Source organism: Vibrio sp. V33_P6A3T137, assembly GCF_009904835.1.
Taxonomy (GTDB): domain Bacteria; phylum Pseudomonadota; class Gammaproteobacteria; order Enterobacterales; family Vibrionaceae; genus Vibrio; species Vibrio metschnikovii.
This window is the reverse complement of record NZ_WXWK01000127.1, coordinates 1-20,514: the sequence shown is the minus strand read 5'-3', so window position 1 is coordinate 20,514 and position 20,514 is coordinate 1. Positions and strand designations below refer to the sequence as shown.

The following is a 20,514-nucleotide window of genomic DNA, read 5'->3' as shown; positions in this document are numbered from 1 at the left end:
GTCTGTAACATCAAAAAATTAATGTTAAAAATTTGTTTTAATAATGTCAAATGTTTGGTTTTGTTAGTGTGAGGGGCGGATTATAAAAGTACATTTCATCAATGTCTTATAGAAATTTTGTGGTTGTACCAGTAGGAGATTGAGCGTTAGGCTAAGATTTTGTTTGAAATGACCAGAAAAAAGCAGTTTAAGCTGCTGTTTATTAGAGGCTAAACAGCAGCTTGGTGGGTTTTAAAAACAGGGTTATTGGCCGACAAAGGCGACGACGACGCGATTATTGTCTAACGTACGTGAAAAGACGTAAGCATTGTCTTGTGGGATTGGTTGATGAACTCCTGCACCAATTGCAGGGTTATTTTGGCGAAATTGGCCTAAGGTTTGCCAGTGTTGCAGTAAGGCTGCGCGATCGTTATCCCACTGCCAGTTCATTGAAGAGCGAGTCCCTTGATGAAAATCATCCGCATAAGGACCGACTTCGCGAGCGACTTCATCACCATAGTAAACTTGGATTGCTCCTGGAGTGAGCAGCAGAACATTCGCGGCATTACGCTGCATCTCAAGTGATTTAAAGCGCCCAAAAAATAGTTCCGTGTCATGAGATGACATATAACTGACCGGATTAAAATCAGCATGTTTGGCGAGGGTTTGCGAATAGGCTTGGTACACATCCTCCATGGTGCTTAAACAAGCGGCGCCGCGGTCCATTCTTTTTTGTAAATCGAAGTTGATCAGCGCATCGAAACCATCATCAAAATATGGGCTACGATAAGCACTGTGCGCCCAAACTTCGCCCATCATCCAGAACGGTTCACCTTGTTTGCCCTGTTTGGCGCGCCATTCATCAAGGCGTTGGCTAGCGGTTGATTTCAGGCGTTGCCATACTTCCCCTTCGACATGTTTAACGGTATCAATGCGATAGCCATCAATACCAAAACGTTTTACCCAATCGGTTTGCCACTCAATCAGATAATCAGTGACGGTATAATTGTCGCGTGCTTGGACTCGTGTTCCTGGATTATTGATTAGCCATTGAGGCGGCGTGACAGGCACGTCAGCTTCAGTGAGAAAATCAGGCAATCCCGCTAACGTTAAGGTTAAATCGCTTGAGCCCGGCGCTGGATAACCCGGCAGCCCGGCACGTACCCAATATTTGCCCCACCATTGCTGCCAATTTGAGTTTTGATAATCAATATATTGATGAAAACTGTGCCACGTTTCGCCAGTTTTTGGCGTCCAATCGCTCCATTGTTCAGGCAGAGCGCTAGATTTGACAACGTCAATGCCATCGAACTGCAAATCCGCTAAAGTCGCGTAGCCAGTATGGTTGAGTACCGCATCGAGTAGGACTCTTATGCCTCGCTTATGGGCTTCTGCCACTAAGGTGGCGAGATCTTCATCGGTGCCGAAGTTTTCGTCGATTTTGGTGAAATCTCGCGTCCAATAACCGTGATAGGCATAAAAAGGAAAGGAGCCGCTATCGCCACCACCGATAAAGCCATGCACTTGTTCGACAATAGGTGAGAGCCAAATCGCATCGGTGCCAAGACTTTTAATGTGATCGAGCTTTTTAATTACCCCTTTGAGATCGCCGCCATGAAAGGTACCAATTTCTTGTTGGCCATCTTTTTTACGGCCATAACTGTGATCGTTACTCGGATCACCGTTATAAAAACGGTCAACCATAACAAAATAGATATTGGCATTACGGTAAGTGAAAGGCTGTGGCTCACTCTTTAGCGGAGCAAGCAGAATAAGTCCGCCACTGGTTGGGGAGGGTGTTAAAGAGACCTGCCCGTTGTTGACCGTAACGATTTGACCGCTCATCGCGTCTTTTAATTCGGTGCCTTCAGCAAAACTATCGGCTAAGGTCAAGGTAACCTCTCCACCTTGATATTGCTCACAAACAACCGAAGGTAGCGGGCGTTGAAATTCGGTTTGTTTCGCTGTGGTTGGCTGACGAACAAAGGCGAGGGTTTTATGTTGGTCATCAAAACTGAACGCATAATCACCAGTAAAGCGGATATTCAGCGGTAATTCTGTCACGGCACCACAGTTAAGCTTGATGGGAGTATTAAAACGAACGGCTTGTTCACTGTCAGCGTGACAGTCGCCCTCAATACCACTGATTTTTAGCGTGTAGTTATCCTTGGTTAACGGTATGACTAACGGCGTTGTCGCGCTGAGTGGGAAATCTCGACTATTGGTGGTAGTCGAAATGGTGATATTGGGTGAGGCCAGTACCGCTGGTGCGGCTAGCATCATTGCGTAGGTTAGCGTGTGCAGTTTCATTCTTTTTATTCCTTGAATGATGATATCCCCTGCCAATGGCAATTCACCGCTGTCGTAGCCAGAGGTAGAAAGGCGAGGAAGAGAGTAAACCGAATTTCATCCTTAACCATAAGTGGTCGGGTATCGCTTGACATCATTCTTGCTGACTACGCCCTAAAAGTTTGATGCAGTTCACTGCTTGGCCTTTGGGGGCGTAGAGTCTAAGGCGCTTGTTGCTGAGATTAAGAATCGGCATGATGTGGTTGTGAAAAGAGAGGTATGCTCTCTTTCGTTTGTACTTTTGTACTAGAGCTGGCCGAGGAAACATACGATGGGTAAATGGCTATTATGGTTTGGTTTATTTAGCCTACCTGCTCAAGCCGTACATGAAGATTTTTTGTTACCGTTTCTCAACCCCAATCACGCTCTACCGACCTTGTCTGAATGGCAAGAAAGTCACCAGTGGTTAGAGTGCGCTGAGGAGAGTGATCAGCTGCGATGGTGCAGTGATGAATTTTATTATTACTCAACATTAGTTTGGGCAAGCATCCGTTTTATGAACGAACAGCCAGTCATGTTAGTCTTACATCTGACCTATTCGGCTCATGACTGGAGTCAATTGCAATTAGCGCTGCGCCGAGATGGCTTTCAAGTTGATCGCGTCCAGATCGCTGAGGCTATTTTTTCCGTTGATGATCAACGGAACGATAAAACCAGCTCTGACGTTGATCGCCAGTTAATCTTATTTCTTAACCATCATGCTCATCGTTTTCCGAAGCGGCAGCAGTGGTCGATGTCTGGACGACACGTTGAGTTATTGACCGATGGTAAGGATATTGAAGTGCGTTGGTTAACCGTGATCGATAATGATTAATTTTAACCGCTTGCTTATCGGAAGTGGCGTAGCAAGTTTCGTCTATAAAATTAAATAGAGAGCAAGATAAAGGAGTAAAAACAATGATTGAGAAAGTCACGATGGCTTCCCAAGGCCCAGAATTTTCTGAGCTAGTGCAAGGGTACTGGCGTCTTGGGGAATGGAACATGACGCCGCAAGCTCGTTTAACATTTATTAAGCAGCATCTTGAATTAGGTATCAGTACCGTTGATCATGCTGATATCTATGGTAATTATCAATGTGAACGTTTATTTGGTGAGGCCTTGGCTCTTGAACCAGCTTTACGTGACCAACTGCAAATCATTACTAAGTGCGACATTAAATTGTGCGGCGATAGTTATCCTTCGCAAAAAATAAATCATTATGACACCAGTTCAGCGCACCTTTATCAGTCGGTCAATCATTCATTACAACGTCTCGGTGTTAATGAAATTGATGTGTTATTGCTTCACCGACCAGATGCATTGATGAATGCCGATGAAGTAGCCGAAGTGTTCTCGGACTTACATAAAGTCGGCAAGGTCAAACATTTTGGCGTATCGAACTTTTCTCCAGCTCAATTTGACTTATTACAATCACGCTTATCTAAGCCTTTGATTACCAACCAAGTTGAGATTAATCCGCTGAATATTCAAGTTGCGCATGATGGTACTTTGGATCAATTGCAACGTTTACGGACCAGACCGATGGCGTGGTCATGTTTAGCCGGTGGTCAACTGTTTAACGGACAGAGTGAGCAAATTGCCCGAGTACGTCAGGTACTGGAAGAAATACGCGACGAGATTGGCGCACAGAGTATCGATCAAGTGGTGTATGCTTGGGTGCGTTGTTTACCCTCTAACCCAGTGGTGATCCTCGGTTCCGGCAATATCCAGCGTACCCAAGCTGCGGTTGAGGCATTATCACTAACGTTAACCCGCGAACAATGGTACCGAGTTTGGGTGGCATCCAAAGGTCATAACGTTCCGTGATCTTAATTGATTAACCTTGTGTAATGACCAAAAGACCAGCCGCATCAAGCGTAAACGATGCGGCTGGTTATTATCAGCTGAGTGGATTAGTGATTAACCAATCACAATTTGTCCGAGCACATAGCCCACACAACACGCACTGATCACGCCCACTAAACCGGGAGCCATGAATGAGTGGTTAAAATACCATTTGCCGATCTTGGTGGTCCCCGTCATATCAAAGTTGACGGTAGCGATATCAGAAGGGTAGTTCGGAATAAAGAAGTAACCGTACAGCGCAGGCATTAACCCGATCAATAACGCAGGTTCGAGTCCCAGTGCTACACCGACCGGTAGCATCATCTTCGCAACGACCGCTTGTGAGTTCACCACAACCGACACAATAAATAATGCCAGTGCGAAGGTCCAAGGATAGGCGTTCACCATATCAATGATCCCTGAGCGAAATTGTGGCATCGCATATTGAAAATAGGTGTCCGACATCCAAGCAATACCAAAAATGGCAATCGCAGCCACCATCCCCGATTTGAAGACGACGCCTTCTGGTACGGTTTTCGGATTAACTTTAGCGACTAATAAAATAATACCGCCAAAACAAAGCATCATCATTTGAATCACGGTCGCCATATCAATCGCCTTATTACCCGAAATCGTTCTGACTTCAGGGAACATGGCGATCAAAACAATGATCACAATCGAGAGAATAAAGAGCATGACAGAATTCTTTGCCGCGGCTGGGAGGACTTCATCTAATGATGTGGCGGTTGTGCTAAGAATTTTCTCTTTGAAGATAGGATCTTTTAGGCGTTCTTGATAGTCCTGATCTTGCTCGAGCTCTTTACCTCTACGCATGCTGTAGAGCGACATCAACACGGTTCCAAATAACGTCGCAGGTACCGATACCATCAAAATAGATAACAGCGTGATGTTGTGATTAATTGTCGATAGCTCTGCAAGATAGTAAACAACAGCGGCAGAAATGGGCGAAGCCGTAATGGCGATTTGTGAAGCAACGGAAGCGGCGGCCATCGGACGTTCGGGACGAATACCATTTTTTAATGCGACATCGCCAATGATCGGCATAATCGAGTAAACCGCATGACCCGTTCCAAGCAGAAAAGTCATGGTGTAGGTGACTAAAGGAGCAATCATGGTGACTTGCCTTGGGTTACGGCGTAACAACTTCTCGGCAACTTGCAGCATGTATTTTAAGCCACCCGCCGCTTCTAGGATCGAGGCACAAGTGACCACGGCTAAAATGATCAGCATGACCGTTACCGGAGGCGAGGTCGGCGGCATTTTAAAAATAAAGACTTCCACCACCAAGCCAATGCCTGAGACAACACCAAGGCCTATCCCACCATAACGGGAACCAATGTATAACACTATTAATAGGAATAAGAATTCCAAATACAACATACTAACCTGACCTTATCATTAAAATTGGGTATCCCAATTCACTCGGACAGCGTGTCTAGAAATGCTCGGTATTTCATCTCTATCTTGCTGTTCAAGTGAGCCGGGTGAATATTCTGTGACTGAGACGATTTATTGCTCAATAAGTTGAATATCTTGGCGTAATTAACGGATTAACCAGCGTATTTTCTGATTTCATCCACAAAAAGTATGAAGTGAAGTTCACACATATTTACATTTTAAAAATGGAAGTGACTTATTGTGATCTTTGTCCCGTTAAAATCCGAAAAAGTTAATCTTTTTAAGGTGTTAATGTAGCCAAAGTGTAGTTTTTAACGCTGAAAGCAAGAAAAAGCCGAGCGGAGGCTCGGCTGTTTTTAGGCAACGGAAGGTGAATCCGAATCATGCACCACGCTGGTTACAATGATTCGTCATAAATGGTTGGGATCGGCTGTCGTTTATGTTGAGTGACTTGATAGATATGAATCAAACGTTCAGCCACATAACGAGGGACGGGTTTACCTTCTAAAAAATCATCAATTTGTTGATAAGTGAGATTAAGCGCGTCTTCATCGGCTTTTTGTGGAGCTAGCTCTTCTAAATCAGCCGTAGGAACTTTGTTAACTAAGACTTCAGGAGCGCCCAGTGTGGCGGCCAGTAAGCGCACTTGGCGCTTATTGAGGCCAAATAGCGGCGCTAAATCACAGGCACCATCACCATATTTGGTGTAAAAGCCAGTAATATTTTCCGCAGAATGGTCGGTACCCAGCACCAAGCCACCAACATAGCCAGCGATTTCATATTGGGCAATCATACGTGCTCGCGCTTTGACATTGCCTTTGACAAAATCGACTTTGGCTTGATCATTAGGCAATAAGCCAGTGTTGGCGAGTGCTTGATGCGAAGCTGCATGTAAACCATCGACGCCCGCTTTAATGTTGACCGAGACCGCATGAGTGGGTTGAATAAACGATAAAGCTAACTGAGCTTCTTGCTCATCTTTTTGTTCACCATAAGGTAGGCGAACGGCAATAAATTGGTAAGCTTGCGTTTGTTGTTCTTGATTGAGTTGATCAACGGCGAGCTGTGCAAGGCGGCCACACGTGGTTGAATCGACACCGCCACTGATCCCAAGGACTAACGATTGACAGCCAGACGTTAAAAGTTTGCGTTTAATAAATGTGACGCGTCGTTCAATTTCAAAGTGAGGATCAATGCTAGGTTGTACGCGCATTTCTTGTCGAATGATGTGTTCCATAAGATTTCCTTTCTGGCTTGCTAAACCGAGGTGGCTAAGGCTCGCATAATGAGGTGACTTAGGTATATCATACCGCAAACATGAAATTAGAAAACCGTGAATACGGGCTGAGTCTTGAATTGAGGAAACGATGCAAAAAGTGGCCGTCTTTGGTAGTGCGTTTAATCCACCGTCACTAGGGCATAAACATGTCCTTGAGTCGCTGAGCCATTTTGATCGCGTATTATTAATCCCCAGCATTAGCCATGCTTGGGGTAAAACCATGCTGGATTACACATTACGCTGTCGTTTAGTCGACGCTTTTATTAAAGACTTGGCTACCAGCCATATCGAGTTGTTGGCGATAGAGCAAGCGTTATGGCAACCGGATCAGAGCGTGACAACCTATGCTCTGTTGACGCATTTACAGAGCCAATGGCCTGATGCTGAACTGACATTTGTGATTGGTCCAGATAACTTCTTTCGTTTCCACGAGTTTTATCGAGCAGAAGAAATTGTGCAGCATTGGTCGGTGATGGTCTGCCCAGAAAAAGTGAACATTCGTAGTACCGATATTCGTCAGGCTATCGCCGCGAGGGAAAATATCCAAGGTCTAACCACTCCGAGTGTTGCCGCGCTCCTTGAACAACTTCAGGTGTATCGCTAATCGTATGCAAAATGCACAAAGAGTCATCGCCAAATGATGCAGCCAGTAGTGTGGGGATGGTTGATGTTATCCAGCTCGGTAATGGATTGTTCGCCTTACGATGGCGTTGAGCAATCTTTGTCAATCCGTTCGGTTATTTTTAGCCATCAAACGGTGTGTGATGAATGGCGAGAAGCTAATTATACTGGGCTGACTTTGTCGGTGAATCGATTAGAGAAACCGGATGACTACTGGACGGGATGGCTTGCAAGTAGTGTGATCAAGGCCGATCCGATGGTCAGTTCTAATTATCAGCAAGGTTATTTTGGCGTCAGTGTCTGGATGCCTGACGAGCTTGCTGAGCAAGAAGTGGAAATGACTTTAGAGGAGTGGCTAAAAAATCACGGTGTGGCGTTCAGTTTGGCTTATGGCGATAAAAGAAACGGCTTACCTCGTTTACGTCTCGATTATCGTTGGCATGAAATGTCGCAAACCGATTGGTTTTTACAGCTTGAAATCCCTTTTTAATCCTGAAAAATTAATCACAAAGCATCAGGGGCGTAATCAATACGCCCCTGATTTGTTTGAGGTTGTACTCAAACAACCTCAAATCGAAAGAACATGGTCATATCAAATTGGTAGTGGCATTGACTGTGATGGGTCTTGCGGCTTGTAGACTCGCTTTAAACCCAGTATCGCCAGCATGGACATCAATAACATAATGATCCCCAGAGGAAGCTGGTTAGTCGTAGGAAACAAAGAGGCGGTTAGCGTGGCTAAGCCCGCGCCTAAGTTTTGCATTCCGCCTAATATCGCACCACCAGTACCAGCATGGTAAGGCAGCGGATTGAGCGCTCCGGTTGTCGCCGCGGGGAACAAAATGCCCGCACCGAGAAAATACACCGTTGCGCCACCAATGAGTGTTAATGCGGTCGTTTGGTCAAATAGACCAGGGATAAGGACAATCATTGAGCCACAAAAAATCGCCATTAGACCGACACGCAACGCTTGTTTTTCACTGTATTTTTGCGCGACGACGCTAGATAACCAAGCGCCAGCTAAGTAACCCGGAATGGGCGTGACAAACAATAAGCTAACGGTCGTCGCTGGCAGAGCTAAGACGCCACCCAATAATACGCCTGCAGCCGCTTCAAAGACCGCTAAACCAGCGAAGGTCGCGACTAAGCAGATTAAGTAACCTTGAAAGCGGTGATCCGACATCACAAACTGATAACTGCGCATCACAGGTTCTTTTCTGCGGTTCGCTTTCGGTAAGGTCTCGACTAGGCTAGTCAGCATTGTAATCAGCACTGCAATTGCAAATAGCGATAAAAACAGATAGCTAGATCGCCAGCCAAACGCTTCGGTTAAGTAGCCACCCAATACTGGCGCAATCAGTGGTGAGAAAATCAAACACATACTGATCAAGCTGTTGGCTTGATGAAGTTTACTGCCGGTAAAACAGTCACGGGTGAGTGTACGGCACATCGCGCCACCACAGCCAATACCAAGACCTTGAATAAAGCTACCAGCTAAAAACCAGTGGTACTGATGAGCGAATAATGCCATCAAAGTCCCGAAAATATAAATAATCAATCCGACAATGATGATCGGTTTTCGGCCTAAGCGGTCAGACAGTGGCCCATAAGCAAACTGTGATAGACCATAGGGAATCAAATAACACGCCATCACGGCTTGTAGCGCTGATGGAGAAACTAAAAACTCTCCAGCCATATGACCAATAGATGGGACATACATGGTTTGTGTCATTTGACCTACTGCCGCTAAAATTGCGATCAAGAAAGTCAATTTGACTAATGGAAATGTTGCCGACATTACGTTCTCCACCTAACAACATTAAAGCGTGAGGATTGATATCAAGGATGAATAAAAACAACCAGCAAACCAGTGTTTACGGCGCGTGATATTAGTCATCAGTATACGGTTAATCAATCAAAAAGTGATGAAGCTAGCACGATATAATTCTATACTTATGATTAGATAAACTAATCCGAATTGATGGTACTAACTTAACCTATTATTGGATGATATGAATTAATGCCACGTTAATGATAAGGTTTTTTTTAGGCTGGCTATTGCTTTCGGTCTTTGGAGTCTCTACATTATTTAAATGAGAATCAATATCATATGTGGTGTTTATGTTAGCGTGGTTAGCAACGGTGGTTTTTTTAGTTGGGATGGGGATGAAAGTGGCGGTTTCGTCACGTTGGCTCATTAGTGTGATTGGCGTGGTCACCTTATTATCGTGGTTTGCATGGTTCGATATACGTTTGGTTTGTCTCGGGATATTTATTTCAGCCCCTTTTATTGTTCGTTTCACCCGTCAGCATACGGCGAAGTTATGTTTTTTACTGTGTGTATTGGGATCGACGCTTGCTAGCCTACTGATCACCTTATTGACTCTTCGTCCAGTATAACTGCGGTTGATTTTCTCAATCGATTGATAGAGCGTTTTAATTGTCTTTTATCATCAATAATATGAATGTCAGACGATAGTCAATATTGTGCTTAAAGGATTTTAGCGTTCAATCTTAACCAAATCGGACGATGGCTATTGCGAGGGAAAACAGAACTGGTTATAGTTCCCGACACTAATGCGAATGCTTATCAAAATATATCGCAGTCATTTTCGCCAGTAAGGAATCGTATGAAATCAATAATCAGTTGGGCAGCGTTGGGCTTGCTCACTTCAATGTCAGTCCACGCCGCCAATGTGACCATTGAGCATCAAATGGGTAAAACCACCTTACCGCAAAATCCTCAACGTGTGGTGGTCATTGGTGTTGGCCCATTAGACGCTGTTGATTATTTTGGAATTAATCCTGTCGCCGTCTCAAAAGTTGCTGAGTTACCGGATTATTTAGCCAAATACCGAGGAGACGATTACGCTCCTGCAGGTTCGTTATTTGAGCCTGATTTTGAGCGTATTTTTATGCAAAAACCGGATCTGATCATTACTGGTCCGCGCGCTGCACGAACGGCTTATGATGAATTAAATAAAATTGCGCCAACCGTAGTATTTGCGGTGGATGATAACCAACCGTATTGGCAGAGCACTCAAGCTCAGTGGCGCAATTTAGGTAAAATTTTTGCTATTGAAGATAAAGTTGAAGAAAAAATTGCCCAGTTAGATAAAAAGTTCGCTGAAGTTAACGCTTACAATCAACAGCATCACGCACAAGCGATGACGGTAATGAGTTCTGGTGGCAATATTACCACCTTTGGCGCTAATTCCCGTTTTGCTGCGATTTATAAAGATTTTGGATTCAGTGAAGCCGCACAGGTCAAGCAAACGGCTAACCATGGTAATTTAGTTTCTTACGAATACATTCGTCAAAACAACCCTCAAACGCTGTTTATTATCGACCGCGATAAGTTGGTCAATAAAGGACAAAGCCATACCCGTGATGAATTTGAAAATCCGTTGATTAAAGCGACCGATGCCTATAAGCAAGATCGCATGGTATTTTTAGATTTGAATGCTTGGTACTTGTCGATTGCTGGTGTGACCGCGACCGAGCAGATGCTAAGTGATATGCAAGTTAGCCTTCATTAATTCTATCGGTTTTCTGTGTGAGACTGCTGTCTTGTTAATGTTTAATAATCGTCATTAGCCAGCGGTTTCACATGGTTTACATTAGTTCACTAGCAGACTTGGTTGATGCTCTGAGTCTGTTAGCGCTCTTAGATAACTATCATCAACCAATCGTTATTGAAGCTTGTGGATTAACGAAACTGGTTTTCTCTAATCATCATAAGATTGATGCTCTAGGCTTTGCTTACCTTCTTGCTAGATTTGATTTCATTTTTGTCGTTATTTGAGGTTAACTTTGAAAAAGTTATTACTCGTGCTCCTAATACTGAGTTTAGTTTCCTTGTTCGTTGGTGTGGGACAACTGTCTTTTTTTGCGTTGATGCAAGGGGATGAAGTGGCTTGGCAATTGTTGTTGACGAGCCGTATACCGCGTTTATTGGCAGTACTTTTAGCCGGTGGTGGATTGAGCATTGCTGGTCTTATCATGCAGCAAATTAGTCAAAACCGTTTTGCTGCACCTTCAACGTCCGGCACGATCGAATGTGCGATGCTTGGCTACGTGCTGAGCTTAGTGATTTTTGGTCATGGCGAGAGCTTATTACTGATTTTCTCGACGGCGATGATCGGTACCTTGATGTTTGTGCAACTGATCCAACGTATTCAATTTAAGAATGTGGTGTTTGTTCCGCTGATTGGGATTATTTTTGGCAGTGTTGTTCAATCTGCCGCGACTTTTATCGCTTATCGTTACGACGCATTACAAAACTTATCGGGTTGGGCGGTGGCTAATTTTGCTAACTTACTGAGTGGTGACTTCGAGCTGCTGTATATTGCGATTCCGGTCGCTATGTTGAGCTATTTATATGCCGCAAGAATATCCGCTGTTGGGATGGGTAAAGATTTTGCGATTAATCTCGGTCTTAATTATCAACAAGTGCTCACTCTCGGTGTGTGTTTGGTTTCCATTATGGCGGCATCGGTAGTGATGATCGTTGGACAATTGCCCTTTTTAGGACTGATCGTCCCTAATCTAGTCAGTTATTTTTATGGCGATAACCTGCGTAAAAATATTCCACGCACTGCGCTGTTTGGCGCTTCCCTCGTTCTACTCTGCGACATTATCAGTCGTGTGCTGATTTTTCCTTATGAAATACCGATTTCGATGATCATCAGTATTATTGGCGGCATTGCGTTTATCGTGTTGATTTTGAGAGGTCCTCAGCATGCAAGATAAACATAAAACGATATTGATGATGGTACTGGCGTTATTATTTGCCGTTCTGTTTATTAGCGTTGGCCTTAACGCCGATAACTATCAGTATTTTTTTTCTCGTCGGATCCCCAAAGTGTTAGCGATTGTGGTAGCTGCTATTGCTATTGCTCAATCCTCTTTAGCTTTTCAAACCATTACTCACAATAGAATTTTGACGCCGAGTATCATGGGGTTTGACGCCTTGTACCTTTTGGTGCAAGTGTTAGTGGTGGTTTTATTTGGCAGCTTCAGCGTGATTATGCTCAATAGCTATTTAAATTTTGCGTTATCGGTTGCTGCTATGCTGGTTTTTTCGAGCTTGCTTTTCACTTTCTATTTTCGCCGTCAGCGCAATAACATTATTGTTCTTTTGTTGTTGGGGGTTATTTTAGGTCAGCTATTTTCGAACTTTTCCTCATTTTTCATTATGTTGATGGATCCAAATGACTTTGCGGCGATACAAGCCAAAATGTTTGCCAGCTTCAATAATGTTAACGTGAAATTGGTTTATGCCGTATCACCGCTATTACTTGTGGTGAGTTATTTACTGTTCCGTATGCATCGTACGCTCGATGTTTTTTGGCTCGATAATGATAATGCGATCAGCCTCGGCGTTGATGTCAAGCGCACCACGCGTGATGTGATGTTGCTGAGTGCCGTGTTGGTTTCTATTTCGACGGCTTTAGTGGGGCCGGTAATGTTTTTCGGTTTGCTGGTGACCAATTTAACTCGTGAATGGTTACGCTCTTATCAGCATCGTGTGCTGCTGATCGCCTGCTCTGCTATGTCGGTCGTCGCGCTTCTAGGCGGTCAATGGATAGTAGAAAACGTATTCTCATTCGGGACTACCTTGAGCGTGATCATTAACTTCATTGGTGGGATTTATTTCCTCTCTCTTCTCTTGCGTAATAAAGTGGTGTAGCCCGTTATGATTCAATTAGACAAACTGACCAAGTATTTCGGCTCTCAAGCTGTGGTTCATCAAGCGAGCGCGCAATTTTCGAAAGGCCAGGTGACCTCAATTATTGGTCCGAATGGGGCAGGCAAGAGCACTTTGTTATCAATGGCAAGCCGCTTAATGTCACGTGATGAAGGTAAAGTTTGGATTGAAAGCCGTGAATTGGTGGATTGGGATACCAAAAGCCTCGCCAAAAAATTGTCCGTTTTACGTCAAGCCAACAACCTGACCATGCGCTTTACTGTGCGTGAGTTGGTTGCTTTTGGACGTTTTCCACATTCTCAAGGTAAGCTCACGGTAGAGGATAACGCGATCATTGATCAAGCGATTGCCTATCTTGATATTAAAAGCATGGAGCATAAATACCTTGATGAATTGAGCGGTGGTCAACGCCAGCTGGCGTTTATCGCGATGGTCATGGCTCAAGATACCGATTGTGTCTTTTTGGATGAACCGCTGAATAACTTAGATATCAAACACTCACTGCAGATTATGGAAACGATCCGCCGTCTGGCGCATGATTTAAACAAAGCGGTCGTAGTGGTCATTCACGATATCAATTTTGCTTCCTGTTATTCCGACCGGATTATTGCCCTAAAAAAGGGAATGGTAGTAGCCAGTGGGTCGGTGGAAGAGGTGATCCAAGCTTCGGTACTAGAAGACATTTACGAAACGCCTTTTCGAGTCTTAGAGCTGGAAGGTAAAAGAATGTGTCTTTATCACACCGCTTAAGATGAGGCTTTTATCGAGGCGGATAAGGGTAGAGAAATATTTCTCGCTAGAAAAGAATAGATTATTTGTTACAGATCAATAAAAGAAGCGGCTTAACTGAGTAAAACAACAAAACAAAAGTTGAAAGATTCAAAAATTATTGAATAATGGGTAGCACGAAAAAAGAGAAGCGCAGGCTTCAAACTCATAGTCGAATACAGGATACTCCCCATGTCGAACTCGTATGTGTTGGTTATTAACTCTGGTAGCTCATCACTGAAATTTGCGGTTATTGATTCTAATACGGGTGATGCCGTATTGAGTGGTCTCGGTGAATGCTTTGGGCTGGATGATGCTCGAATGAGCTGGAAATGTAACGGAGAAAAAGCCAGTTGCACCATTCAAGGTGAAAATAACCACCATCAGTTAGCGGTAGAAAAACTGGTTGAGTTAGTCAAAACTTACGGTCTTATCGATGAGGTGGTGGCGATAGGACACCGCGTCGTTCATGGCGGTGAAAAGTTCACAAAAACCGTTAAGTTAGATGAAAAAATTGTACAAGAAGTCGAAGCGTTGAGTGATTTAGCTCCTCTGCATAACAAAGCTCATGCGATTGGTATGCGTGCAGCGATGCATGCTTTTCCTGAGCTGCCACAGTTTGCGGTTTTTGATACCGCCTTCCACCAAACGATGCCACCGAAGGCTTACACTGGTGGTATTGCTAAATCGCTCTATACCGAATTTGGCATTCGCCGATATGGTTTTCATGGTACCAGTCATTACTTCGTCAGCCGTGAAGCGGCCAAAATGCTCAATAAGCCCATTGAACAAAGCAGTTTTATCTCGGTGCATTTAGGTAATGGTGCATCCGTTTGTGCGATTAAAGATGGTCAAAGTGTCGATACCAGTATGGGCTTTACCCCCTTATCTGGTTTGATGATGGGCACTCGATGCGGTGACCTTGACCCTGGGATCATCGAATTCTTGTTGAAAAAAGGGTGGACGCAAGAGCAGGTATTTAACTCATTAAATAAAGCGTCTGGTTTCCTTGGTGTGTCCGGTTTAACCAGTGATGCGCGTGGTATTCTCGAAGCGATGGATCAAGGCCACGAAGGCGCGACGTTAGCCTTCCAAGTGTTTACTTACCGCGTGGCGAAATACATCGCTTCTTATCTTGCTGCCTTGGATTCTTTAGATGGGATTATTTTCACCGGTGGTATTGGTGAAAATGCCCTGCCTATCCGCCGTGAAATCTTACGCAATTTAAAAATTCTTGGCTTTGTAGAAGATGAGCAGGCGAATGAACAGGCTCGTTTCGGCAATGCTGGGATCATCGCCAGATCAGAGCCATTAGGCGCAGTGGTCCTTGTTGTCCCCACGAACGAAGAATTCGTGATTGCCCAGCAGTCGATTGAGTTACTGTAAATTTTAACTCACAATCATGCTAGCGAGCCTCGATGGCTCGCTTTTTTGTCTCTATTAACCTTGTGGTCATCCAAAGAATAATAACAATCAAAATGCACCTTGCTTGGCTTCACTTAACGCTCAACCATACTTTCTTTAAGCTGTTGCCTTGCATCCGGTTTTAGATAACTCATCATAATAAAACTGAGTAATCCACACAGTAGGGTGGGGACGATGGGATGGATGCCCGCTAAATCAGGTTTTAACCACATTAAACTCGTGTAGGTGGAAAGCCCAACGATCATTGAACTCAATGCGCCTGTCGATGAAGACTTTTTCCAATATAAACCGAGCACCAAAGGCCAGAGAAATACCGCTTGTAAGCCTCCGAGTGCCATTAAGTTAAGCCAGACAATCATCTCCGGTGGATTGGTGGCTGCAAAAAAAACCAACAAAGCAAAAATCATCGTCACCCACAAAGATAAGCGAGTCAGCTTACTTTCTGCCTGCGGCTCATCGATAAGTCTGGGATTAATATAGTTAAGATAGAGATCTTTTAATAATGTCGCCGAGGCTTGGATTAGCTGTGAATCAATACTCGACATAATCGCCGCCATGGGGCCGGCGAGGAAAATCCCTGCCAATAAAGGCGGAAGAACGGTGATCATTAAGGTCGGCATGATTTGATCTGGGCTAGTAAGATCCGGCACGATAGCGCGCCCTAATGCTCCCGATAAGTGAGTACCAAACATCAACAAAGCCATCATAATAGTGCTTAAGACTATACCCTTGTGCAGCGATTGGCTGTCTTTATAAGACATACAACGAACGGCGGCATGGGGTAACCCAATCACGCCAAAGCAAACCAGTATCCAAAAGCTCAACATAAATGGCTGGCTGAGGAATTGACCGGGGCCGTAGGGGGTAATTAACGCAGGATCAATACGATGCAGTTCCGTGACTAGTGTGCCAAGGCTACCACCAGCGTGGATCACCCCTGCTAATAGCACAAAAGTCCCGATTAACATCATGATCCCTTGCACGGTATCGGTCATTACTACCGCACGAAACCCGCCGATGGTTGTATAAAGACCAACAGTAAAAGCAAACAGCATTAAGCCATGTTGATAAGAGAGCCCAGTAACCGTTTGTAATAGGCGTGCTCCACCAACAAATTGCACGACCATCGTACCAAAAAATGCCAGCAGTAAAGACGTCGATGCCAAAATAACCACACTACGACTTTTAAAGCGAGCGTATAACATATCATTGAGAGTTAACGCATTATGACGACGAGCTTCAATCGCAAACTTTTTACCTAATATACCAAGAGTTAACCAGGTTGCTGGTAGCTGGATCATCGCGAGCAATACCCAACCTAAGCCAAGTTTATAAGCGGCACCTGGCCCGCCAATGAAGCTGCTAGCGCTGGCATAAGTGGCAGCAAGCGTCATTGCGAGCACAAATCCCCCCATGCTGCGCCCACCAAGAAAGTATTCATTGAGAAAACCGCCATCTGTTGTTCTACGCCGGCTAAAAAAAGCAATCGCAAATACGGCTGCTAAATAAATGATGAGAGGCAAGAGAAGTTGATTATTCATCACGGGTCGTCATATCTGGTTCAAGACTAATATCGCGATAAATGAATGCCACCATTAACGCGCAGAGAAGAGTAAATACTATTGGGCCTACCACACAAGACAGCAAAAACCACAACGGCATACCGAAGTAGAGTGCTGGCAATTCAAGATCATCAAAAGGCGCAGAGAAGCCATAAGCCGTGACATACCACCAGATAAAGTAACCCAAGGCGAGGATCAGAGCGGCTAATGCTTCGCGATGAGTTTGTTGAATAATACGCTGTCGGTTATTCATCCGTTTCCTCAGTGATTAGGTATCCCTAGCTACTTGAAGTTAACGTCGGATTATTGGTATCCGTTTGTTCAATGGTAATAGTGAACAAGGCTGATGATGACAAGATCGAGTAGTTTGGGAATAGCGAGTTTCTAAGGGGAGGTATGGTATTACAAATATGGCGTTGGAGACAAAAAATATCGTACAGGATGAATGAAACAGCTGGATACAGATGGTTATTGATGAGTCAATGGTGCTTAATTCGAAGATCAGATAAGGAGAAAAGCATTTAAGCGTTGGCCTTTTAGCGTATGACGGCTGCTAAAAGGCAGTCGGCCATCGGTAACTTATCCACCATACTGCTTTTCAAAGGCTCTTTGCTCAAGAATATCTTCAATTTTTTTACGCGTTTGGTGCTGAGTTAACGGCATTTTCTCATTGCTGTCCGCTTGAGGAGCGGCTGTCTTGGTTTTTTTTGGTGCTTTTGCCATGTTGGTATCATCCATTTAAAAAATGATTCCTATTAGTACACTAATGAGGATTAAAGGCCAGCCTAAGAACCGAGTTATTAGATTTGTTGCACAAAAGTGAATGTAATCCGAGCATCATCGTTAACACCTCTATTTCAGTGTTATTTCAACGAGAAATATTGGTCGTGCGGTATCGTGAATGGCAAGCTTTTCTCAAAGCGGAGAAGGAAGTGATGGATAAAACAATGGCGTGATAAAGTATCACGCCATCAACATTCTATTACAGAACCGTTACTTGTTCTGCTTGAGGGCCTTTTTTGCCCTGCTCAACGTTGAAGCTTACTTTTTGGCCTTCAGCGAGAGTTTTGAATCCTTCAGATGCGATTGAGTTGAAGTGAACAAAAACATCACTTCCACCGTTATCTGGAGTAAGAAAACCGAAACCTTTAGTTTCGTTGAACCATTTTACTGAACCTGTCACTTTACCTGACATAATTACCTCTATATTTTATGATACTAAATTAATGTTGGCTGATAGATAAGCAATTGAATGGTAGATGAAGGTAAACTTGTACAGGCACTAAACGAAGGGTATCGATGGTTTTCTGAGCAAAAACTTACACTTTATGTCACATTAACAACTCTGCTTTAAGAGCCAACTTCACTATACACGTTGCCGAGTAAATAGCGAGACTTATTTATTCCGAGATGATCGTTGTATCGCTTGAACGTTTGGAAACTGCCCCAATATCTTAGTTGATTAACAATGAGTATACCCTTCCTACTTGAAGCTGCAGCGGTGTTGGCTATGTTCGTTCACCCCAATCACATCGTTTGCCTATGCTCATGGGGATTCACTTACTTGCCGCCTACCTGCAACGCCAAGTCGTTTGGGTATAAACGATATTTCGGCAAGGTTTACTGACAAGATAATAACAACAAGGAGAGTGTCATGACACAAGCATATGTACCCCCTAAGGTTTGGACCATGGAGAGTGAAAATGGCGGACAATGGGCAAGTATTAACCGACCTGATTCTGGTTCTCGTTTCGAACAAGTGTTACCGATAGGTCAACACCCGATCCAACTTTACTCAATGGGGACACCTAACGGGCAAAAAGTCACTATCTTGTTAGAAGAGTTATTAGCATTAGGTATTCACCAAGCTGAGTACGATGCCTTTTTGATAAAAATTGGTGATGGTGAGCAATTCGGATCTGGGTTTGTTGAGGTCAATCCTAACTCGAAAATCCCTGCATTAATGGATCGTTCGTTAGCGTCGCCGATTCGCGTTTTTGAATCGGGTAATATTTTGCTCTATCTTGCGGAAAAATTTGGTCATTTTTTACCACAAGCGTTGCCCGAACGTACAGAAGTGATGAATTGGTTGTTTTGGTTGCAAGGTTCCGCGCCTTATTTGGGTGGGGGATTTGGTCACTTTTATGCTTATGCTCCAGAAAAATTTGCTTATCCTATCAATCGATTTGCAATGGAAGCGAAACGTCAACTGGATGTGTTAGACAAACAACTGGCCAAACAGACCTATATTGTGGGTGAAGAATATACGATTGCTGATGTGGCGATTTGGCCTTGGTATGGCAATCTAGTGTTAGGTAATGCTTACAATGCGGCTGAGTTTCTGGATGTGCAATCTTATCAACACGTGCAACGTTGGGCGAAAACCATTGCAGAACGTCCGGCAGTGCAACGTGGTCGAATTGTCAATCGAACATGGGGAGAGGCTTGGGAGCAGTTAGCTGAGCGTCATAACGCACAAGACATTGATCGCGTATTGGCACAGCAACCGAAGTAAGTTGAAAACGTCCAGTGAAGTACGACGCCACCTTAATGTTATTGACGGTGATCGCTACGTTGTTCGGAATGTTGTTCGCGATGTGGTACTTCTTCGAACTCACCTTCAATAACATGTTCACTTTCGTTATTGTGAGCTTGATGAAAAGGGCGGCGTCTTAGCTGCCTTTCTAACCGCTTGCCGCTAATGATGGCGATCAAGGTGAGTGGAATCGCGAGCAGTAAGCCAAAGATTAAGGCGAAAAAACCGCAGATTAATGTCAAGGTGGTTACTAATACTCGATACATAAGCTGTCTCCCAAAATCGATATCAATTTATCATACCTCATCTGTGATGAAGAAAACATGAACGATGCTTACTCAAACCGCATTAATGTTGATGAGAGGTTTCACCGAGGGAGGGTGTGCCGCCCTCCCTATTATGAACGTTGGCTAATGGGGTATTGAGTTGAGTCATCGGTTAGCCAAGCGACTTGTTCAGCAATACTCATCTTAAGATTATGAGGATAGAGTAATGATGGCTGCAACAAGGTATAAAGTTGCTGCTGGTAAGCGTCTAACCATGCATATCGCTCACGGTACATTTTGCGTTTCGGACGCTTTATCTCTCCCATTTCGCGACGCTTAGCAGATAAGGGTAAAGAATAAAACCAACGGTTGTGATCAACGCCATCGTGTTCTTGCCATAATTGGTCATAGTCTAAATTGATCGAATCACTTTTTTTACCATATCGCTTGGCATTATAAATATGGGCTGAATTTTTAACCGCATAGATGGTTTTTATATCTAAATATTGAGCGATAAATTGAACCGCTTCAACCATAAAGGATTTAGGCCTTAAACCATGGATAGCTTTAGTGAATGTTCGGCTGAAACCATTATCGTTAACGGCACCTTGCATACAGCCAATTAATAATAGGTTGTTTTGAATCGTGAAACCTAAAGTATAATAAGCATAGCCTGTATTATCTTCTAGTGATAACGCCAATTCACCTTCTTTACGTATTCTTCCATCGAAGCTTAAAGTAAGTTGATAATTTTCATCGTCAATATGGATACTGCC

General features: G+C 44.0%; 21 protein-coding genes. 11 read left to right on the top strand and 10 right to left on the bottom strand.

The features are described 5' to 3' along the window. Nucleotides 1-243: 243 nt before the first annotated feature. Nucleotides 244-2,289 (bottom strand): alpha-amylase, encoded by a 2,046-nt coding sequence (locus tag CAG60_RS12365; RefSeq protein ID WP_161439047.1) that lies wholly within the window; start codon nt 2,287-2,289, stop codon nt 244-246. A 310-nt stretch (nt 2,290-2,599) separates the two neighbouring features. On the opposite strand from CAG60_RS12365, the gene CAG60_RS12360 reads away from it, so the two are divergent. Both CAG60_RS12360 and CAG60_RS12355 read left to right on the top strand, forming a co-directional pair. Then, on the top strand, nt 2,600-3,142 hold the full coding sequence (locus CAG60_RS12360) for a hypothetical protein (RefSeq protein WP_158137063.1): 543 nt from the start codon (nt 2,600-2,602) through the stop codon (nt 3,140-3,142). A gap of 83 nt (nt 3,143-3,225) precedes the next feature. Then, nucleotides 3,226-4,134, top strand: coding sequence for an aldo/keto reductase (locus CAG60_RS12355; protein ID WP_154170931.1), 909 nt, complete (start codon nt 3,226-3,228; stop codon nt 4,132-4,134). Nucleotides 4,135-4,227: 93 nt separating this feature from the next. Here CAG60_RS12355 and CAG60_RS12350 read toward each other — a convergent pair whose 3' ends face one another. Then, complete coding sequence (locus CAG60_RS12350) at nt 4,228-5,553, bottom strand: anaerobic C4-dicarboxylate transporter (protein ID WP_161439046.1); 1,326 nt, start codon at nt 5,551-5,553, stop codon at nt 4,228-4,230. A 415-nt stretch (nt 5,554-5,968) separates the two neighbouring features. Then, complete coding sequence (nadE, locus tag CAG60_RS12345; RefSeq protein WP_154170933.1) at nt 5,969-6,808, bottom strand: ammonia-dependent NAD(+) synthetase; 840 nt, start codon at nt 6,806-6,808, stop codon at nt 5,969-5,971. A 130-nt stretch (nt 6,809-6,938) separates the two neighbouring features. On the opposite strand from nadE, the gene CAG60_RS12340 reads away from it, so the two are divergent. Both CAG60_RS12340 and CAG60_RS12335 read left to right on the top strand, forming a co-directional pair. Beyond that, entirely contained in the window at nt 6,939-7,454 is a 516-nt protein-coding gene (locus tag CAG60_RS12340; protein ID WP_161439045.1) for a nicotinate-nicotinamide nucleotide adenylyltransferase, read from the top strand. Nucleotides 7,455-7,487: 33 nt separating this feature from the next. Next, entirely contained in the window at nt 7,488-7,961 is a 474-nt protein-coding gene (locus tag CAG60_RS12335) for a hypothetical protein (RefSeq protein ID WP_161439044.1), read from the top strand. Between the two features lie 102 nt (nt 7,962-8,063). On the opposite strand, the gene emrD is transcribed toward CAG60_RS12335, so the two are convergent. Continuing rightward, the gene (gene emrD / locus CAG60_RS12330; protein ID WP_161425163.1) at nt 8,064-9,269 is read right to left on the bottom strand and encodes a multidrug efflux MFS transporter EmrD; all 1,206 of its coding nucleotides are present in this window, start codon (nt 9,267-9,269) and stop codon (nt 8,064-8,066) included. Nucleotides 9,270-9,592: 323 nt separating this feature from the next. Here emrD and CAG60_RS12325 point away from each other — a divergent pair, with 323 nt between their 5' ends. From CAG60_RS12325 to CAG60_RS12300, 6 genes are all read left to right on the top strand, one after another. Further along, the gene (locus CAG60_RS12325; protein WP_161425164.1) at nt 9,593-9,871 is read left to right on the top strand and encodes a hypothetical protein; all 279 of its coding nucleotides are present in this window, start codon (nt 9,593-9,595) and stop codon (nt 9,869-9,871) included. A gap of 230 nt (nt 9,872-10,101) precedes the next feature. Beyond that, nucleotides 10,102-11,010, top strand: a complete 909-nt coding sequence (locus CAG60_RS12320; protein WP_161439043.1) for a siderophore ABC transporter substrate-binding protein — start codon at nt 10,102-10,104, stop codon at nt 11,008-11,010. A gap of 274 nt (nt 11,011-11,284) precedes the next feature. Further along, nucleotides 11,285-12,223 carry an iron chelate uptake ABC transporter permease subunit VctD gene (vctD, locus tag CAG60_RS12315; RefSeq protein WP_161439042.1) on the top strand — a complete coding sequence of 313 codons (939 nt, stop codon included), beginning with the start codon at nt 11,285-11,287 and terminating at the stop codon, nt 12,221-12,223. Beyond that, nucleotides 12,213-13,163 carry an iron chelate uptake ABC transporter permease subunit VctG gene (vctG, locus tag CAG60_RS12310; protein WP_161439041.1) on the top strand — a complete coding sequence of 317 codons (951 nt, stop codon included), beginning with the start codon at nt 12,213-12,215 and terminating at the stop codon, nt 13,161-13,163. The genes vctD and vctG overlap by 11 nt, the downstream gene beginning before the upstream one ends. A 6-nt stretch (nt 13,164-13,169) precedes the next feature. After that, nucleotides 13,170-13,931: an iron chelate ABC transporter ATP-binding protein VctC gene (gene vctC / locus CAG60_RS12305; protein ID WP_158145122.1), complete on the top strand. Its 762-nt coding sequence runs from the start codon at nt 13,170-13,172 to the stop codon at nt 13,929-13,931. 210 nt (nt 13,932-14,141) lie between these two features. Beyond that, nucleotides 14,142-15,335: an acetate/propionate family kinase gene (locus CAG60_RS12300; RefSeq protein ID WP_158145121.1), complete on the top strand. Its 1,194-nt coding sequence runs from the start codon at nt 14,142-14,144 to the stop codon at nt 15,333-15,335. A 113-nt stretch (nt 15,336-15,448) separates the two neighbouring features. Here the strand turns inward: CAG60_RS12300 and panF are convergent, their stop codons facing one another. From panF to cspE, 4 genes are all read right to left on the bottom strand, one after another. Then, the gene (panF, locus tag CAG60_RS12295; RefSeq protein ID WP_161439040.1) at nt 15,449-16,915 is read right to left on the bottom strand and encodes a sodium/pantothenate symporter; all 1,467 of its coding nucleotides are present in this window, start codon (nt 16,913-16,915) and stop codon (nt 15,449-15,451) included. After that, entirely contained in the window at nt 16,908-17,189 is a 282-nt protein-coding gene (locus CAG60_RS12290) for a YhdT family protein (RefSeq protein WP_004397051.1), read from the bottom strand. The genes panF and CAG60_RS12290 overlap by 8 nt, the downstream gene beginning before the upstream one ends. Before the next feature lie 326 nt (nt 17,190-17,515). Beyond that, on the bottom strand, nt 17,516-17,659 hold the full coding sequence (locus tag CAG60_RS16540; protein ID WP_186460540.1) for a hypothetical protein: 144 nt from the start codon (nt 17,657-17,659) through the stop codon (nt 17,516-17,518). Nucleotides 17,660-17,918: 259 nt separating this feature from the next. Next, entirely contained in the window at nt 17,919-18,131 is a 213-nt protein-coding gene (cspE, locus tag CAG60_RS12285; RefSeq protein ID WP_004397054.1) for a transcription antiterminator/RNA stability regulator CspE, read from the bottom strand. A gap of 459 nt (nt 18,132-18,590) precedes the next feature. Between cspE and yghU the strand changes: the two genes are divergently transcribed. Further along, on the top strand, nt 18,591-19,451 hold the full coding sequence (gene yghU, locus CAG60_RS12280) for a glutathione-dependent disulfide-bond oxidoreductase (RefSeq protein ID WP_161439039.1): 861 nt from the start codon (nt 18,591-18,593) through the stop codon (nt 19,449-19,451). 38 nt (nt 19,452-19,489) lie between these two features. Here yghU and CAG60_RS12275 read toward each other — a convergent pair whose 3' ends face one another. Then, the gene (locus tag CAG60_RS12275; RefSeq protein WP_072670654.1) at nt 19,490-19,738 is read right to left on the bottom strand and encodes a hypothetical protein; all 249 of its coding nucleotides are present in this window, start codon (nt 19,736-19,738) and stop codon (nt 19,490-19,492) included. A 131-nt stretch (nt 19,739-19,869) separates the two neighbouring features. Next, the coding region (locus tag CAG60_RS12270) for a VirK/YbjX family protein (protein ID WP_161439038.1) at nt 19,870-20,514 on the bottom strand (645 nt) is incomplete at its 5' end.

Bases quoted from the DNA above. Each gene is read 5' to 3' on its own strand.
- CAG60_RS12365 (WP_161439047.1), bottom strand. From the start codon at position 2,289: ATGAAACTGCACACGCTAACCTACGCAATGATGCTAGCCGCACCAGCG.
- CAG60_RS12360 (WP_158137063.1), top strand. From the start codon at position 2,600: ATGGGTAAATGGCTATTATGGTTTGGTTTATTTAGCCTACCTGCTCAA.
- CAG60_RS12355 (WP_154170931.1), top strand. From the start codon at position 3,226: ATGATTGAGAAAGTCACGATGGCTTCCCAAGGCCCAGAATTTTCTGAG.
- CAG60_RS12350 (WP_161439046.1), bottom strand. From the start codon at position 5,553: ATGTTGTATTTGGAATTCTTATTCCTATTAATAGTGTTATACATTGGT.
- nadE (WP_154170933.1), bottom strand. From the start codon at position 6,808: ATGGAACACATCATTCGACAAGAAATGCGCGTACAACCTAGCATTGAT.
- CAG60_RS12340 (WP_161439045.1), top strand. From the start codon at position 6,939: ATGCAAAAAGTGGCCGTCTTTGGTAGTGCGTTTAATCCACCGTCACTA.
- CAG60_RS12335 (WP_161439044.1), top strand. From the start codon at position 7,488: ATGATGCAGCCAGTAGTGTGGGGATGGTTGATGTTATCCAGCTCGGTA.
- emrD (WP_161425163.1), bottom strand. From the start codon at position 9,269: ATGTCGGCAACATTTCCATTAGTCAAATTGACTTTCTTGATCGCAATT.
- CAG60_RS12325 (WP_161425164.1), top strand. From the start codon at position 9,593: ATGTTAGCGTGGTTAGCAACGGTGGTTTTTTTAGTTGGGATGGGGATG.
- CAG60_RS12320 (WP_161439043.1), top strand. From the start codon at position 10,102: ATGAAATCAATAATCAGTTGGGCAGCGTTGGGCTTGCTCACTTCAATG.
- vctG (WP_161439041.1), top strand. From the start codon at position 12,213: ATGCAAGATAAACATAAAACGATATTGATGATGGTACTGGCGTTATTA.
- vctC (WP_158145122.1), top strand. From the start codon at position 13,170: ATGATTCAATTAGACAAACTGACCAAGTATTTCGGCTCTCAAGCTGTG.
- CAG60_RS12300 (WP_158145121.1), top strand. From the start codon at position 14,142: ATGTCGAACTCGTATGTGTTGGTTATTAACTCTGGTAGCTCATCACTG.
- panF (WP_161439040.1), bottom strand. From the start codon at position 16,915: ATGAATAATCAACTTCTCTTGCCTCTCATCATTTATTTAGCAGCCGTA.
- CAG60_RS12290 (WP_004397051.1), bottom strand. From the start codon at position 17,189: ATGAATAACCGACAGCGTATTATTCAACAAACTCATCGCGAAGCATTA.
- CAG60_RS16540 (WP_186460540.1), bottom strand. From the start codon at position 17,659: ATGGCAAAAGCACCAAAAAAAACCAAGACAGCCGCTCCTCAAGCGGAC.
- cspE (WP_004397054.1), bottom strand. From the start codon at position 18,131: ATGTCAGGTAAAGTGACAGGTTCAGTAAAATGGTTCAACGAAACTAAA.
- yghU (WP_161439039.1), top strand. From the start codon at position 18,591: ATGACACAAGCATATGTACCCCCTAAGGTTTGGACCATGGAGAGTGAA.
- CAG60_RS12275 (WP_072670654.1), bottom strand. From the start codon at position 19,738: ATGTATCGAGTATTAGTAACCACCTTGACATTAATCTGCGGTTTTTTC.